Consider the following 16,736-nt stretch of genomic DNA (forward strand, 5'->3'; position numbering starts at 1 on the left):
CCCCGTCGGAAAGGGGATCACCATTGTGATCGAAGTAAAGGGAAAATTCAATACCGCGCTGTGCTATACGCCGGCGCTGGACGGAAAAGCAGAGGAGCAGATCCGCCTGGTCTGCGACGAAGAAGCGTTTCGGGACAGCAAAATCCGCATCATGCCGGACGTTCACGCGGGAAAAGGCTGTACCATCGGAACGACCATGACCATTACGGATAAGGTGGTTCCCGGTATGGTGGGTGTGGATATCGGCTGCGGCATGGAAACCGTCAGGATCGCACAACGGGAGATCGATTCTGAAAAGCTGGATGCGCTGATCCGCAGCGCGATCCCCTGCGGACGGGAAGTGCGCATGGCCTCCCACGAATACTGCTCGTCCATCGACTTGAGCGCGCTTCGCTGCGCGCCTTACGTCAATCTGGAGCGGGCGAAAAAAAGCATCGGCACGCTGGGCGGCGGCAACCATTTTATCGAGGCGGATCGTTCCGATACGGGCGATATTTATATCGTCGTTCATTCCGGCAGCCGCCATCTGGGCGTTGAGGTCGCCGATTACTATCAGGAACAGGGCCGAATGGCATTGTGGGGCGGCGCACGCTACCAGATCGGGCAGCTCATCGAAACGCTCAAGTCGGAGGGGCGCTTTCAGGAGATCCAGCCCGCAGTAACCGCCCTCAAAAAAGAGCATAAAATCAGCATACCGAAAGACCTGGCCTATGTGGAGGGCAAGCTTTTCGAGGATTATATCCATGATATGCGCATTGTGCAGCGCTTCGCTGTGTTGAACCGCAAAGCGATGATGGATGTGATCCTTTCCGGTATGGGCTTTACAAAAGCAGACGAATTCACGACCATTCACAACTATATCGACACGGACGCGATGATCCTGCGCAAAGGCTCGGTTTCTGCCAAGAAGGGCGAAAAGCTGCTCATTCCCATCAATATGCGGGACGGCAGCCTTATCTGTATCGGAAAAGGAAACCCGGAGTGGAACTGCTCCGCCCCTCATGGGGCCGGGCGGCTCATGAGCCGGAGAGCGGCGTTTTCCACGCTTTCCATGGAACAGTACCGGGAGGAAATGAAGGGCATTTACTCCACCTGTGTTGTTCCGGATACGTTGGATGAATCCCCTATGGCCTATAAGAGCATGGAGGAAATCATTGCGCAGATCGAACCCACGACGCAAATCGCAGAGCGTGTCAAACCTGTTTATAACTTTAAGGCGGCAGAATGATGAAAACACCTGTTTGTTTGACTTTCCCTGTAAAGACAGGCAGCCTGTAAGAAAGCGGTGCCCTGACGGTTCTTACAGGCTGCCCGAACTGTCGGGGAGTGATTTAATTGAAAAGAACGCGGGCTTATTACCGGCGGCAGAGAAACCGGGCCATTGAAAGAAAGCTGGGGATCCTGCGCAGGCTTGGCGGAGAGGAGTATGTATATGCCTGGACGCGGGGTGCATACGGCCGTCTCGCCAAAGGAAAAATCCACTGTTCCTGCCCCATGTGCCGGGCAAAATCCCGTGATGAGCACAGCCATAGGGACAAAAAGGCTTTTTTATCCGCCAAGCAGCAAATGGATGCGTGACACACACGCCGAAAGGAGGAGCACCTTATGAAAGATACAATACAAAAAGAACTGGCTCAAATTGAACAAACACAAAATGTGCGGATCTTGCTGGCGGTCGAATCCGGCAGCCGGGCATGGGGCTTTGCCTCTCCGGACAGCGACTATGATGTACGGTTCATCTACGTCCGCCCGAAAGATGCGTATTTGCGGCTTCAAAAACACCGTGATGTGATCGAATTGCCGATCAACGACGCGCTGGATATCAACGGGTGGGACCTCACCAAGACGCTGCGGCTTCTGCATAAGTCCAACCCAACGCTGTTTGAATGGGGTGCCTCCCCCATTGTATATTTAGAAACAGATTTTGCGGCACGGTTTAAATCTGTTATGGGGCGATATTTTTCTTCGAAGAGAGGGCTGTATCACTATATCCATATGGCGGCCGGCAACTACCGCGAATACATCAAAGGCGATATGATAAAGGCAAAGAAATATTTTTATGTCCTGCGCCCGGTCCTCGCCTGCCGGTGGATCCTTGACAAAGGCTCCCCGCCGCCCATGCTGTTTTCCGAACTGATGGAGAGCGGGCTTGCACCGGAATTGAAACCGGAAGTCGAGCGTCTGCTCGAACTCAAGGTGAATTCCCCTGAAATCAGGATGATTCCGCAGATCAGGACGCTCAACGAATATCTCAGTTCCAGCATAGCGGAAATCGAACAAAAAATCGCGCGTCCTCCCAATGAGCGGGAAATCGGCTGGGAAGAGCTGAACGAACTGTTCCTGTCGCAGCTTATATAGTTTGCAGCAGCGCTTTCTTTGGCCTAAGCCAATTTGTTTTCAATGCGGCGGGCAAAACATGTACCGTTATTCCAATTAAAACAGCGGCCGGAGCAAAATGCTCCGGCCGCTGTTTTTGCAATATCAAGCAGTATTTTCCGTCATCCAACGGCCTATTCCCGGCCCTCCTGTAATGCTGGCCGTATTCGAGGCCCTGCGGGTTTGCGCCCATGCAGACGGCCATGGCCTTTTTCTTCCTGCTGACGCCGCCCGGAATTTCAAAGCATTTTTTGCTCCACCGAATGGAGCCGTTCAGCCTACGTTCCCTGTCTCACGGTATTCGCGCCAGACATTTTCAAAGAAATCATCATCCTTCGGAATGGGGCGGACGGGACGCCATTCAAACACACATGCGCCGTCCCGGTACAGCATCTCCTGCACCCGGCCGCCCCGGCTTCCGTCATCCAGCACAAAGGTAAAGGCGTCAGGCAGCTGTGCATAAGGCTTTTTGCCCGCAGGGTCTGTATACAGGGCGCTGCCCCGGCTTTTTCCTCCCTGCTGCATATAATCCAGCATAGCCGCCAGATAGGCATACTGGCTGATGAGCATATCGCGCAGACGGTAGACCCAGCGCAGCTCTGCGGCCTCCGAGGCCGTGACGTTCCGCTCAAAGGAGGCAAGCTGAGCCTTCACCTCCGCCAGATAAACGGCAATCGCCCCGCCGTCACGAATGGCCGCGCCGCATTCGCTCATGCGCCGGGCCGCCTGTGCCCATAATGCACGCACATTGCCCTGCGGCTGCAGGGCGCGACGCGCCAGCGCGCCCATCTGCTCCAGCGCCTGTGCCGCTGCCTGCTCGAATCCCTCTTCCGGCGCGCCGCCGCGCTTTGCGGCAATATACTGCGCCGCGCGGGTGCTTCCCACCTGGCCCGCGTTCAGCGCCGTGCCTCCGGGCCGGTACACGCCATGGCTGGCACTCGCTTCGCCCACGGCAAAAAGCCCTGCTACATTCGTCTGCCACCAGCAGTCGATGGCGAGGCCGCCGTTATTGTGTTGCGCGCACAGCGAGATCTCAAGAGGCTCACGGGCAAGGTCCACGCCTTTGTCCCGGTAAAATTCCACGGCCGGAGCGTTCATGTGGCCAAGACGCTCGACGGGCGTGCCGAAGCACGCACCCGCCCGGGTCAGATAATCGCGCGCCTCCGGCTCCAGTTCATCATAAGAAAACGCGCCGCCCACAGGGTTCCGGCGGTAATCCAGATACACCCGCCGCCCCTTGCAGCGTTCCAGATAGACCAGAACGTCGATGATGGAGCTTCCCCCCGCCACCTTCCGCACATCGAACGGCCACTGATACCCCTTCAGAAACAGTTTGCTGAGCATCTCGGCAGGTGTTTTAAAAAAGTCCATCAGGAATTCCCGCTCGTCCGAGCCGTCTTCCGCGGCGGAATAGACGCGGGGAAGCACCTGCATGTAGGTCCCCGATACGTTCCACCGCGGCTTTACCGACGCCAGGCCATATTGCCACTCGGTCAGGTTTTTTCCTTTCACCCCGGCCTCCAGCGCAAGGCCTGTGGCCCCGTAGTGTCCGGCGGGATACACACTGTCAGCGTACATACCGGCCGGGCCTCCGGTAGCGTATACAATGTTTTTGCATTGTATCAGGACGAAACGGTCTGTTTCCTCCCGCGCGGCGGTATCCAGGCAGAGCAGGCCGTACGCCGTATGGCCGTCGCTGAGGATGCGGATGACCTGAAGATGGTCCAGCATAGGAATCCCCTTGGCCTGCACGGCCTGCTCCAAGCACTCGGTCATCTGCCTGCTGGTGTATGGGCCTACGCTGGTGGCACGCCTGCGCGGGTCGTGATCTGTTTTGTAGCCGATGTATTCTCCGTAACGGTTGCGCGGGAACGGAACGCCCAGTTCCACAAGCTTCAGAAAGCTCTGGGCAGAAAGCGCAGCCTCGCACAAAGCGATATCGCCGTCCACACACTGCCCTGAGAACAGCGTTTCAGCCATTTCCCGCACACTGTCGCCCTCCGGGCCGGAAAGTGTAAGCTTATAATAGGTCTGCTTGTCGCTGCCTGTATTCCGACTGGTTCCGGCAAGGCGGTTCTCCGTCACAATGAGGATATCCCGCTGGCCCAGCTGCCACAGCCGGTCAGCAGCATTGTAGCCTGCGGCGCCTGTTCCCACGACGGCCGTGTTGCATCGGCAGAGCCGGGCCGAGAAGCCCCCGGCGGAAAAGCGTTCCTCCAACATGGCGCATCCTCCTTACAGGCGTTTGATGTGAAAACCGCCGTCCACATCGATATAGTTGCCCGTTGTATACAGGAATTTATCGCTGCACAGCGCGCTCACGGCATTGGCCACATCCTGCGGAGTGCCCCAGCGGGCGATGGGAAACATTCCGTCCCCGATCATCTTATCATATTTGTCCTGCACGGCGCTCGTCATATCGGTGGCGATGACGCCCGGGCGCACTTCGTGTACCAGAATGCCCTCCTGTGCCAGGCGGTCGGCGTACAGGGTCGTCAGCATGGAGACGCCTGCCTTTGATACACAATACTCGCCGCGATTGACGGAGGATACCACCGAACTGCAGCTGGAGACGTTCACAATAACGCCCTTCCGGCCATCCAGCGGCGCCTGACGGATCATCTGCTTCGCTACGGCCTGCGTCAGGAACATGTTCCCCTTGGTGTTGACGCCCAAAACATAATCAAAGCTCTCCTCCGACATTTCCAGCAGGTCCGCGCGTACACGGGGCGCCACACCGGCGTTGTTCACCAAGGCGTCCACACGGCCGAAGGCAGTGAGCGCCGCATCAAGTATCCTGAGCCTGTCGTCGTGGTCGCCGATATTCGCCTGTACATAAGCGCAGCAGACGCCCTGTTTTTGCAGCGCATCCACGGCCGCCTGGTTTTTCTCCTGCGGGCCGGTGGCCACCATCACGATATTGTAGCCGTCCAGGCCCAGCTGCCGGGCGATTGCAAACCCGATGCCCCGGCTGGAGCCTGTCACGATCGCTGTCTTTTTCATCTTTTCTTCTCCTTTTCCCCTGCCCGGGCCGCTCACGGTTTTACAATAACCTTAATGCTGTTGCTGCCGCGGTCCAGCGCAGTATTCAACGCCTGCTGCAGCTGCTCGAGCGGGAAAGTATGTGTGACGAATTTTTCCAAGGGCAGATCCCGCGCCGCCGCAATGGCGATGGGGAAATCCCAGCAGTAGCCCTGGGCGCCCTGAATGCGTATTTCATGCGTTACCAGGCGGCTCGCCGGGAACGTGACCTGAGGTTTTTCGTAGATTCCCACGACCGTGGCCGTACCGTTGCGCCGCAGTGTCATAATCGCCTGCAAAAAGCAGCTTTCGCGGCCCACACATTCAAAACTTTTATCCACACCTTTTCCGCCCGTCAGACGGGCCACTTCCTGCTCCAAGTCCGCTCTGCCGCTGTTTATTGCAATGGTGGCTCCCACCTGCAGGGCCATCTCCAAACGGCTGTCGGAAAAATCTGCGATGATGACTTGCGCCGCACCGCTGCGGCGGCACATTGCCGCCACCATCATGCCGATGGCGCCCGCGCCGATGATAAGCACCGTCTCCCCAAGCGCTACCTGCGCCCGGCGTACCGCGTGAGTCGCTACGGACAGCGGTTCGATCAGCGCCCCTGTCTCGTAAGTGAGATATTCGGGCAGCTCATAAACATAAGGAGCTTTTGCCACCACATAATCCGCCATCGCTCCATCGCCGTTGCGGTAGGTGAAGCTGATATGCTCACAGTAGCCGTAGTCTCCGTGGCGGCAGGCATCGCACTTGCCGCACACAATACACGGCTCCACCGTGACACGCTGTCCCACGCGCACATTGTCCACACCGCCGCCTACGGCCGTGACGTCGCCGGAAAATTCATGCCCGATGGTCACCGGAAGCGGAGCGGAAGGATGCAGCCCTCTTGCGATGTGCAGATCGCTGCCGCAGATGGCGCTGGCACGCACTCTCACAAGCACTTCGTCATCAGCCAATGCGTGGATCTCCCGTTCCAGAAAACGCACTTTAAAGGGTTCGTAAACCTCCCCCACTCGGTTGCGGATGGTATCCATGTCAAATCCTCCTTCAGCAGGCGGGGCTTATTTGCGGTGCTCGCGCGCCACTGCCTCTGCATTGTACTTCTTAAACATTGGCCCGTACAGGGCGCTGTCCTTGATGACACAGCCCGTACGGCCGTGATCCCGCATGATCTGGGTGCACATACTGCATGTAACACAGCATTTTCCGGGGTCCATGGCCCCGGTGGTCATCAGGTCATGAGGCGCATCGGGATAGGCAAAACTTTCCCGTCCAAGCCCCACAAAGCTGCAGCTTCCGTCGGCCAGGTTGGCCGCGCCTGCATAGGGCAGGAACTGGCGCAGCCAGGTGTAGCCGTTGCCCACCACGGGCACGCTGCCCGCGGCCTGCTGGACCGTGCGGGTGAACGCAAACAGCCGCGCCATACTCTCCAGCGGATGCTCTTCCGGCGTGGGGATGCCATAGCTGGATTTGTCAAACGGCCGCGTCACCTGCGGGTAGATATAATAAGGGTTTCCGCCGCTGTTGGACAGAAGGTCCACACCGTTTTCCACCATCATCTTCACCAACGCCACCGGCTCCGTGGGGTCGAATTTCCACATGTCCTCGCGGTCGCACCCGAAGCCATAGGGGTACGGGTGCGCGTCGAACACATTGAAGCGGCAGGCCACGATGAAGTCATCACCCACAGCTTCGCGCACAGCCCGGATGGTCTGGCGCAAAAAACGGGTGCGGTTCTCAAAGCTTCCGCCGTATTTTCCCCCGCGGGTATGGCTCGCCAGCAGTTCACTCAGCAGATAACGGTGACAGCTTTTGATGTCCACACCGTCAAAGCCGACCTCCCGTGCCAGCAGCGCGCTCTGTACATACCGCTCCGTGAGCGCGTCGAGGTACATGTCTGTGACCACAACTTCCCCGCCTTTATCCAGAAGCGGGTCATGCTGCGGAACCAGCGGACGGGCAATGTGTCCTTCCGGGCGGCTGTAACGGCCCGAATGGGTCAGCTGCAGGATATTCACCGGCTTGTGCTCCGCACCATTCTTCTGCGCCGCCGCAGCGTTGGTCTTTTGCAGAAGCGCCGCAAACTTGCTGCGGTTGGACGCCGTGAGCATCATCTGCAGTTCGTTGGCGCGCCCCTCCGGCACCACGGCGCAGGCTTCCCACCAAAGCAGGCCCGCGCCGCCCGACGCAAAACGCAGATAGCGCCGCTCAACAAGCTCGCTTGGCGAGCCGTCGGTATTGGAATCGCAGCCTTCCATCGGCAGGACGGCCATGGAATTGGGCGCGGTGCGTCCGCCTACCTTTCTGGGCTGGAACAGCGGGCTCAGATCATCCCGGAACGAGAGGCCGGCCCCAAGTTCCTGCGCTTTGGCCTTTACCGCTTCCAGCGTTTTAAAATCAAATTTTTCATGTGCTGCCATATTGTATGGTTAGCCCCTTTCACAATAGGGCGGGGCCGTTACAGCCCCGCCTTCGTCTTAAAAAATGCTTGCAGATAAAACAGTCCCTCCCGCGCCAATTCGTCCGGCTCCGAGTGCACCTGCACCCAACTGGAATCCAGACCGCCCAGCGCAAAGGTCTCCATCGTGATATGCCCTCCGTAGCCGTAACGCACCAACAAACCTAATAAGTCCTCCCAGGGGATTACTCCCTGTCCGGGCGCGCCGCGGTTGTTCGCGCAGGCATGAAAATGGTTCACTTTGCCCGCCTGCAGCACCTGCTCCAGCGCTGCGCAGAGGTCCCGTTCCTCCAAGCAGGCGTGATATGTGTCGAAGTGGACGCCCACATTGGGCGCGTCCACTTCTTCCACCATGCGCAGCACCTGCCCGGCAGTATTGGCAACGCTGGTGCGGTAGCGATTCAGCGGCTCAACAGAGAGTACCACGCCGTAATGTTCCGCACGGCGGGCCAATTCCCGCAGCCCATCGACAGCCAGCATCCACTCCCGTTTCTTCTCGTCGGGTGAAAGCCAGTGGCGCTTTCCGCCGCCAGTGTACAGCGGGCCCGCCAGAATGCCTGCGCCCAGCTGCCCGGCTGTTTCAAGACAGGTCGTCAGATAATCCATTGTGGATGCGCGCACGGCGGAGTCAAAGCTGGAAAGATCCCGGCCCGGGCCCAGAGCCGCACACAATGAAACAGCCAGCCCTGTGTTCCGGATCTCATCCGCCAGCGCGGACGGCACCTGTGGCTGCGTCATGGGCAGCTCCACTGCCGTAAAGCCCATGCGGGCAACCTTTTCGGGCAGACCCAGGCATTCCTCGGACAAACCTGCGCACCAGTTCCACAAATTGATTCCCAGCGGGTTCACGCAAATGTCCTCCTATCGGGTGGAACGGCGCACAATCAGATCCACACCCAGTACATTTCGCACGGGCGGAGGCAGTTCGCCGTTCTTTTCTTTATAACGAATCTGATGGATCAGGTTTTTTGCGGCCACAGCCCCCATGTCATACAAAGGCTGTGCTACCGTGGACAGCGGCGGTTCCACCATCGACGAAAGGCTTACATTGTCAAAACCCAGCACCGAAACATCTTCCGGAATGCGCACTCCCATATCGTGAAGCGCATGCATCACCACAAAGGCCTTCGGGTCACTGGTGGTAAAAATGGCGTCCGGCGGCTGCGGCAGGCGCATCACTTCCTGCGTAAGACGGTAAAAACTGTCCACGCCGCTGGATTCCCGCATCACCAGAGCCTCCTCATAGGGGAGCCCTGCGTCGGAAAGCGCCTGGCAGTATCCGCGATAACGTTCACGGTAAAAATAAAGTTCTTCCCTGCCATAGGCCAAGGCAATGCGCCTGTGCCCAGTGCGTACCAGGTACTGCACCGCATCGTAGGCGGCCTGGAAACTGTCTACGGCTACAGTGTCAAGCACATTGATATCCCGCTCCTCAAAACGGTTCACCAGTACCAGCGGGAATCCTTCGACCCGCAAAGCGCGGATGTGATCGGCCTCCCCAATGTTGGAACACACAACGAAGCCGTCGATCCAGCGTGTTTTCATCTTGTCTATGTATGCTTTTTCCACTGCCGCATCCTCATCGGTGTTGCACAGCACCACCGTGAAACCGTTACGGCGCGCCACATCCTCCACGCCCCGGGCGATCTCCGGAAAAATCAGGTTCTGTATTGAAGGCACCATGAGGCATATCGTATTGCTGCGGCCCATTTTCAGGCTTTTGGCCAGTACATTGGGACGGTAATTGGTCTTTTGCACCGCCTCCATCACTTTCTGCCGGGTAGTCTCATTCACATAGCTTTTGCCATTGAGTACCCGAGACACCGTGCTGGCGGAAACTCCCGCCAATGTTGCCACATGCTTGATATTCGTCATAGTACGCCCTCCTTGTGGTATGCCGTGATTCCTCTATCCCGGCAGCGGATTCAGTCCCGCTCCCAATACACAGTAGCGCCGCGGTGGGCGGAGGTGCATTCCTTACGGTACAGCCTCAGCCAGCCGGTGGCGGGTTTCACCACAGGCTTCCACAGGGCCTTGCGGGCGTTGAATTCCTCGTCGCTTACTTCCACAGTCAGCGTGCGCGCCTCGATATCGATATGCACCATATCACCGTTGCGGAGCAGAGCGAGGTTCCCTCCTTCGTAGGCCTCCGGGCTGACGTGGCCGATGGCCAGGCCGCCAGTCGCACCAGAAAAACGCCCGTCGGACACAAGAGCGATCCTGCTGCCCAAGCCCTTGCCCAGCACAGCCGCCATGAATGTCTCCATATGTGGCATGCCCGGGCTGCCTTTAGGGCCTTCGTAACGAATGACGACTACGTCACCCGCCACGATCTCATCGCGCAGGATAGCATGCCAGGCGTCGTCCTGCGAATCGTAGCACTTGGCCGGGCCGCTGAATTTCCAGGCAGCAGGGTCTACTGCGCTGAACTTTACGATGGCGCTGTCCGTACCGATGTTCCCGTGCAGGACGGCAAGGCCGCCCTGCTCGTGGATCGGGTTCTCTACCGTGTGGATAACCTCGGTATTTTTATTCTCAGCCAAAGCCGCTTTGTCGGCGATGGTGCCGAACATGCCCTTGGCAGAGGCATCAATTTTGCCGGCCTTCGCCAGCTCCTTCACCACGGCACCCAGGCCGCCTGCGGTCTCAAACTCCTCCATGGTATAGGTGGGGTGGTTCGGATAAATGGTGCTGATGACCGGCACCTGACGGCTGATGGCATCAAAGGTCTCCGGTGTGATATCACAGCCCACCTGACGTGCCAGCGCAGGGATGTGCAGCACACTGTTGGTGCTTCCGCCCGTGGCCATCATATAGCGCACCACATTTTCAAAGCTTTCCTGCCCGATGATGTCGCTGGGGCGCACTTTATTCTTCCACGCCTCCATCACCTGACGCGCTGCAGCGCGGGCCAACTCGTGCCAACGGGGCGTCTGGCTCCGGCAGCTTGCCGTGCCATGGGGGGTAAAGCCCAGCACTTCGGCCATGGCACACATCGTGTTAGCTGTGCCCATAAAGGGGCAGGCGCCCGGTGTGGGGCAAGCGTTCCGCACGATTCCCTTATAGTCCTCTTCGCTCATATCGCCCGCAATGTAGGCGGCATATGCCTGCTTGGTGTGTGTGAGTGTGAGCATGCGGCCTTTGTAACGGCCCGCAGCCATATAACCGCCGGTAAACATCACTGTCGGGATATTGACGCGCAGCGCACCCATAAGCATACCGGGTACAACCTTGTCACAGGTGGCCATAATGACCATACCTTCCAGCATGTTCAGCTCCGCAACCGTCTCCACCTCTGTGGAGACCATGTCCCGGGCAGGCAGTGTATAGCGGTCGCCCGGGGTATTGCTGCAGATACCGTCGCAGATACCCGTGATGGGCAGTTCCAACGCAAGACCCCCGGCCCGATAGATTTCTTCCTTCATCTCAGCGATAACGTCCTTGAACGGAAAATGGCCGGGATTCATCTCGTTCCATGAATTCACAAGGCCGATGATGGGGCGTTTGGCGTCTTCTTCCGCTATTCCCATAGCATATAGCAGCGTATTGCGGTGGTCCAGTGATTCTTCATTCCACTCTCGAATCATGGTAGATCCTTCCTTTATTATATCACATTGAAAAGCGTCCGTAAGGGGTCACTTCTGCATTAAATGAATGGCGAAGCCGCCGATCTGCTCCTTTGCATAGATTACCAGCACCCGTCCATCCGAAAAATGCTTTATGCTCTCCTCGTCAAAGGAAAAGCCCTTTTCTTCCAGGTAGCGGCGGGCCGCGGGCAGGTCGGCCGTGGCCAGTGCAAGATGTCCGTGCTCGCCCCGCCCGGGTTTTTTCATCCATTCGATCTGTGTACCTGTAAACCGTGCATCCGCACTTTCCTTGGCCGGGTTCACAGCCAATTGAAACAAAAGCTCAAATTTGTGTGCGCATTCAGCAGCCTGTGCCTCATCCGCACAGTTCACACCTATGTGCACCAGTTCAAAATCAGGAGTATATGCCATTTCTCAGCCTCCCAGATACGCTTTGCGCACCGCGTCCGAACGCAGGAGTTCATCGCCCGCGCCAGAGAGATTGATCTTCCCGTTCTCCAGAACATAAGCGTAATCGCAAATCCCCAGCGCCTTGCGCGCGTTCTGTTCCACCAGCAGCACTGTAATGCCTGAGTCGCGGATCTGCCGGATCAAATCGTAGATCTGGTTTACAATGATAGGCGCAAGGCCCATGGATGGCTCATCCAGCAGAAGGATCTTAGGCCGGCTCATCAAACCGCGTGCCACCGCCAGCATCTGCTGTTCGCCGCCGGAGAGCGTGCCCGCATACTGGTTTTTGCGTTCTTCCAGAATGGGAAACAGCTTATACTGATCCTGCAGATCTTTTTCCAATTCCTTGCCTTTAAACAGATATCCGCCCACCAGCAGATTATCCCGGATGGTCAGGCCGGAAAAAGTCTTGCGGCCCTCCGGCACATGCACAATCCCTTTTGCCACGATTTTGTTCGGTTTTTTCGGCAGCGGTTCGCCCAAAAACTCCACCCTGCCGTTCAACGGCTTCACAAGGCCGGAAATGGTGCGCAGCAGCGTACTCTTTCCGGCGCCGTTCGCGCCGATGATGGAGACGATCTGCCCCTGCTCGACCTGAATGCTTACGCCGCGCAGCGCTTCCACATGCCCATAGCTAACCGAAAGGTCCGTCACTTTCAGCATCGGTTCCATTGTCATTCCTCCTTGCCCAGATAGGCCTCGATGACCTCGGGGTTATGCTGCACCTCGGCAGGGGTGCCCACCGCGATGGTCTTGCCGAAATTCTGCACGTGGATGATGTCTGAAATGCTCATGACCAGCTCCAGGCGGTGTTCGATCAGCAGGATACCAAAACCGATCTCCTTGGAAATGCGCTGAATAAGTTCCGTCAGCTCGCTGACTTCGGTGGGGTTCAGGCCTGCGGCGGGTTCGTCCAGAAGCAGTACCTTTGGTTCGCACATCAGCGCGCGGGCGATCTCGATCCTGCGCTGCATACCGTAGGAAAGGTTCTCTGGACGCTCGTTCAGGAAATCAGCCATACCCACAATCTCCAGATATTTTCTGCACAGCTCGCGGCCGCGCTTTTCCTCGGCGCGGCGTCTGGGCGTCGGCACAAGGCCGCCCAGAATGGAATACCGGCTTTGCGGGTCAAAGGCGCACATCACGTTTTCCTCTACGGTCAGGCCCTTGAACAAGCGGATATTCTGGAATGTCCGGCCCATCCCCAGGCGGGTAATCTTGTACTGCTCGATCTTCGTGATGTCTTGTCCGTTCAGCGTCACAGAACCCTGGTCGGCCGGATACACGCCGGAAATCACGTTGAAGATCGTCGTCTTGCCCGCGCCGTTGGGACCGATGATGCCGTGGATCTGGCCCGCGTCCGCTGCCAGCGAGAAATCCTGAATGGCTTTCACACCGCCAAAGCTCTTATAAATGTTTTTTACTTCCAGCAGCGCCATCAGTTTTCCTCCTTTTTCAAGCCCAGCTTCCGTTTCAGCTTACGTGCAGAACGGGCAATGTCACGCGGGGTAAATTCCCATTCGCCCAGCAGGCCCGAGGGCTTGAAGTTGATGATAAGCAGCACCAACACCGCATAAATGACATAGCGGTAGTTCTGCAATCCGCGCAGGACCTGCGGCAACGCACTAAGGATGAACGCCCCCAGCGTGGAACCTGTAAGGCTGTTGACGCCGCCGAAAAACACCATGATGACCCAGTCGGCACTTTTTTTCCAGCCGAATCCAGTGGGATCCACATAAGACATATAAAACGCATACAGACAGCCGGAATATGCCGTCAGCGCAACACTCAGCAGGAACGCAGTCATCTTGATGCGGATGACGTTGATGCCCATAGCCTTTGCAGCCAGCTCGTCCCCTCTAAGCGCGATGCACTGTCGCCCGTATTTGCTTGATTTGAAAAAAGCCACCAGCGCGATAGCCAAAACAGCCGACACGGCGGCTATGGTGAGTGTGGTCTTGCGCGGAATTCCCGTAAAGCCCGAAGCACCGCCTGTCAGGCTGGTCATACGGTTGAGCAGCGCGGCGATGGCCTCGCCGAACCCAAGCGTTACAAGCGAGATATAATCGCGGCGCAGGCGCACCACCGGGTAGCCGATGAGATATCCCACCAGCGTGGCCAGCGCCACGGCGATGATGATAGCCGGGACAAGCGGCATATGCGCCTTGACCACCAAAAGCCCCGAAGCATAGGAGCCGATAGCCATAAAGGCTGCCTGCCCCAGGCTGAACATCCCCGTAAGGCCAGTAAGTACATAGACCCCGGCCACGGCGATAAGCGTGATGAACACCTGCGTAAGGATGTTGGATACCAATGCCATAATCTGTTTTCCCCCTTACGCCTTTTCCTGGATGTTGCTGCCTGCGATGCCCTGAGGCCGCACCAGCAGAAACACAAGCATGATGGCGAATGTTGCAATCGTGGAATAGCCCGATCCCAACATACTCAAAAGTATTGTCTCAGTAAGGCCCAGCAGCACCGCGCCGATGATGGCGCCCGTCAGGCTGCCCAGACCACCGATGACCGAGGCGATGAAGCCCTTGACGACCAGGCTTCCCAGCGTGGGATACAATGTATATTTGATGCCCAGGAACACGCCTGCCACACCGGCCAACAAGCCGGAGATGACAAATGTGAGCTGGATGATCCGGGTCGAATCGATCCCCATAAGCTGAGCCGTGTCCCGGTCGAAAGAAACAGCGCGCAGTGCGCGGCCCAGACGTGTTTTCTGAATCACATAGCCAAGGATGACCAGCGCCGCCAAGCTGATGATGCACATCATGGCATCGCTGGCAGAGATGACCAGGCTGCCCACCTTGATGGTGGAATTTTTGAAAAAGCCCGGAAAGTTGTAAAAGTTTGAACCCACCTTGATGGTCACAAGGCCCTCATAGAGCGTGCCCAGCGTAATGGAGGACACAAAAAAATAAGTAGGAGAAGAATGGTTCAAAGTGATACGGCGGAACCCGAAAAATTCGCCGAAGAGCGCAATGACGGCGCCCGCGGCCGCAGCGGCAACCAGGGTAGCGGTGAGTCCCATCCCCTTGGATGATACCAGAAAATAGGCAACGAACGCTGCGGCCGTCATGGTCGCGCCGTGTGAAAAGTTGGAAAATTTCAAAACATTAAAGATGAGCGCAAAACCGGTAGCAATCAGCGCATAGACAGAGCCCGTCGCCAGGCCGTTAATCAAAATCTGCAGCGACATGTAGTAGCCTCCCCCAAAAACATGGAACGGGCCCCATCGCAGGGGATTCCGCAATGAGGGCCCGTTCCGTCAAGACCGATCCGGAACACCCGATCAGCCGGCAAATTCCTCCAGCATGACCGGAGTCTGGTTGTCATAGGTGTACATAAACATACCCATGCCGTCGGGCATGTGGGTCTCGGGGTCGATGGTAACGGTACCCGTCAGGCCCTTGAAATCCTTCACATTCTCAATTGCAGACAGCAGAGCCGCCGCGTCATCCAAGCCTGCTTCTTCGATGCACTGTTTGGCGATCATCACAACGTCATAGCCCAGGAAATACTTGTTGACAGCGCTCACCTTATCCTCTACGGCCGCAGCCATCTCAGCCGTAGTGGGGTCATCGGTATTGATGTTGTTGATGTAATAGATATTGGAACAGTCTCCACCGTACGTGGTGTTAAAAGAGGGTGCCGCATCAAGGCCGCAAACAATTTTGCCTTCATAGCCCAGTTCTGTCGCAGCCGTCACGATGGCCACCAGCTGCTGGGTATAGTTCGGGCAGTAGATCGCGTCCACTCCCGCCGATACAATGGGCTGCAGCAGAGTTTTGTAATCGGTGTCAGCGGCGCCGTAGGCCACGACAAGGCTGTCATCGACCGTGATGCCGTCGGCGGCGAGCTGTTCAATAAACGGATCCAGCAGAGACACGGAATAGCTGTTTTCCTGATTGTAAATGATGCCGAAAGTCTTCAGGTCATTTTTCACGGCGAAAGAAGCCATGATCTGGCCCTGGGTCGTGGCACTGGGCTGGAAGCAGAACATATTCTTATAGGGGGTTCCGTCCTCTTTCAACTGGCAGTTGGGGTCAAGTGCAAAGCCCATAACGGGGACGTCATAATCCTCAGAGGTCTCCTTGATGGCATTGGCGATGTTGGCGACCGGGGGACCGACGATTAACGAAACGTTGTCCACCGTGACGGCGGTGATGTATGCGTTGACCGCTTCCGTCACGTCGCCTTTGGTGTCATAGGTCTTCATCACGACCGTCTTGCCGCCAATACCGCCTGCAGCGTTAATCTCGTCAACAGCTGCCTGGGCGCCTGCCTGAACGGACATGCCGAGCGCCGAAGTGGCGCCGGTGATATCCTGCAGGCAGCCGATTACGATCTCTCCGCCCTCCGCAGCGGGTTCGGCCGCGCCGGTACCGGACGCCGGGGTGCTGGCAGGGGTACTGCTGGAGGTGCCGCCGCAGGCGACCATTGCAAAAGTCATAACGAGCGCAAGAGTAATTGCAAGGAACTTTTTCATGGTGCTATTCTCCTTTTAAAATTATTTATTGCGGAACCGCAATAATGGCTGGTTCAAAAGGGTTTCCACCCGTTTCCTATTTTCTGCAATCGTTTGCAGAATTTAAAATTAAAAAAATCCAAGCAGTATGCGCAAACATAATGGCAAAACTCACTTAAATTCTGAGCATATTTTATACTTGATTTTTCACATGTGTCAATACTCTTCTGTTTTTTTCGGAAATTCGACCAAAACTAAGTATGAAAAGGTTTGCATATCGCCAAATAATATTTCAAATGGTTACAAAATTATCAAACTTATCACCCGCTTTTGGGAAGCACGCCGCGAACCAGATTCC

At 56.9% G+C, this 16,736-nt stretch carries 16 protein-coding genes; 3 read left to right on the forward strand and 13 right to left on the reverse strand.

The features are described 5' to 3' along the window. Positions 1-25 precede the first annotated feature (25 nt). The 3 genes from TQ39_RS03785 (at position 26) to TQ39_RS03795 (ending at position 2,358) form a co-directional block, all read left to right on the forward strand. Entirely contained in the window at positions 26-1,228 is a 1,203-nt protein-coding gene (locus TQ39_RS03785) for an RtcB family protein (RefSeq protein ID WP_050004667.1), read from the forward strand. 107 nt (positions 1,229-1,335) lie between these two features. Then, on the forward strand, positions 1,336-1,578 hold the full coding sequence (locus tag TQ39_RS03790) for a hypothetical protein (protein ID WP_050004618.1): 243 nt from the start codon (positions 1,336-1,338) through the stop codon (positions 1,576-1,578). Positions 1,579-1,605: 27 nt separating this feature from the next. Beyond that, a complete protein-coding gene (locus TQ39_RS03795) occupies positions 1,606-2,358 on the forward strand; it encodes a nucleotidyltransferase domain-containing protein (protein WP_050004619.1) in 753 nt (250 codons plus the stop codon). Positions 2,359-2,649: 291 nt separating this feature from the next. Here TQ39_RS03795 and TQ39_RS03805 read toward each other — a convergent pair whose 3' ends face one another. The 13 genes from TQ39_RS03805 to TQ39_RS03865 all read right to left on the reverse strand — a co-directional run bounded on the left by TQ39_RS03805 (position 2,650) and on the right by TQ39_RS03865 (position 16,399). Further along, on the reverse strand, positions 2,650-4,599 hold the full coding sequence (locus TQ39_RS03805) for an FAD-binding protein (RefSeq protein ID WP_050004621.1): 1,950 nt from the start codon (positions 4,597-4,599) through the stop codon (positions 2,650-2,652). A gap of 12 nt (positions 4,600-4,611) precedes the next feature. Then, the gene (locus TQ39_RS03810; RefSeq protein ID WP_009321823.1) at positions 4,612-5,379 is read right to left on the reverse strand and encodes a 3-ketoacyl-ACP reductase; all 768 of its coding nucleotides are present in this window, start codon (positions 5,377-5,379) and stop codon (positions 4,612-4,614) included. A 32-nt stretch (positions 5,380-5,411) separates the two neighbouring features. Then, complete coding sequence (locus tag TQ39_RS03815) at positions 5,412-6,440, reverse strand: zinc-dependent alcohol dehydrogenase (RefSeq protein WP_050004622.1); 1,029 nt, start codon at positions 6,438-6,440, stop codon at positions 5,412-5,414. Between the two features lie 27 nt (positions 6,441-6,467). Continuing rightward, positions 6,468-7,826, reverse strand: coding sequence for an oxidoreductase (locus TQ39_RS03820; protein WP_009321821.1), 1,359 nt, complete (start codon positions 7,824-7,826; stop codon positions 6,468-6,470). A gap of 38 nt (positions 7,827-7,864) precedes the next feature. Next, positions 7,865-8,713: a sugar phosphate isomerase/epimerase family protein gene (locus TQ39_RS03825; RefSeq protein WP_009321820.1), complete on the reverse strand. Its 849-nt coding sequence runs from the start codon at positions 8,711-8,713 to the stop codon at positions 7,865-7,867. A gap of 12 nt (positions 8,714-8,725) precedes the next feature. Further along, on the reverse strand, positions 8,726-9,739 hold the full coding sequence (locus TQ39_RS03830; RefSeq protein WP_050004623.1) for a LacI family DNA-binding transcriptional regulator: 1,014 nt from the start codon (positions 9,737-9,739) through the stop codon (positions 8,726-8,728). Positions 9,740-9,789: 50 nt separating this feature from the next. Continuing rightward, the gene (ilvD, locus tag TQ39_RS03835) at positions 9,790-11,451 is read right to left on the reverse strand and encodes a dihydroxy-acid dehydratase (protein WP_050004624.1); all 1,662 of its coding nucleotides are present in this window, start codon (positions 11,449-11,451) and stop codon (positions 9,790-9,792) included. Positions 11,452-11,499: 48 nt separating this feature from the next. Further along, positions 11,500-11,862: a VOC family protein gene (locus tag TQ39_RS03840; protein WP_009321817.1), complete on the reverse strand. Its 363-nt coding sequence runs from the start codon at positions 11,860-11,862 to the stop codon at positions 11,500-11,502. A 3-nt stretch (positions 11,863-11,865) separates the two neighbouring features. Next, the gene (locus TQ39_RS03845) at positions 11,866-12,564 is read right to left on the reverse strand and encodes an ABC transporter ATP-binding protein (RefSeq protein WP_040909701.1); all 699 of its coding nucleotides are present in this window, start codon (positions 12,562-12,564) and stop codon (positions 11,866-11,868) included. 11 nt (positions 12,565-12,575) lie between these two features. Then, entirely contained in the window at positions 12,576-13,340 is a 765-nt protein-coding gene (locus TQ39_RS03850) for an ABC transporter ATP-binding protein (protein ID WP_009321815.1), read from the reverse strand. Continuing rightward, positions 13,340-14,221 (reverse strand): branched-chain amino acid ABC transporter permease, encoded by an 882-nt coding sequence (locus TQ39_RS03855; protein WP_009321814.1) that lies wholly within the window; start codon positions 14,219-14,221, stop codon positions 13,340-13,342. The genes TQ39_RS03850 and TQ39_RS03855 overlap by 1 nt, the downstream gene beginning before the upstream one ends. 15 nt (positions 14,222-14,236) lie before the next feature. Next, on the reverse strand, positions 14,237-15,109 hold the full coding sequence (locus TQ39_RS03860; RefSeq protein ID WP_009321813.1) for a branched-chain amino acid ABC transporter permease: 873 nt from the start codon (positions 15,107-15,109) through the stop codon (positions 14,237-14,239). A gap of 93 nt (positions 15,110-15,202) precedes the next feature. Then, on the reverse strand, positions 15,203-16,399 hold the full coding sequence (locus TQ39_RS03865) for an ABC transporter substrate-binding protein (RefSeq protein ID WP_050004625.1): 1,197 nt from the start codon (positions 16,397-16,399) through the stop codon (positions 15,203-15,205). Positions 16,400-16,736: the final 337 nt, after the last annotated feature.

Origin of the sequence: Ruthenibacterium lactatiformans, from assembly GCF_000949455.1 — a bacterium.
Lineage (GTDB): Bacteria > Bacillota > Clostridia > Oscillospirales > Ruminococcaceae > Ruthenibacterium > Ruthenibacterium lactatiformans.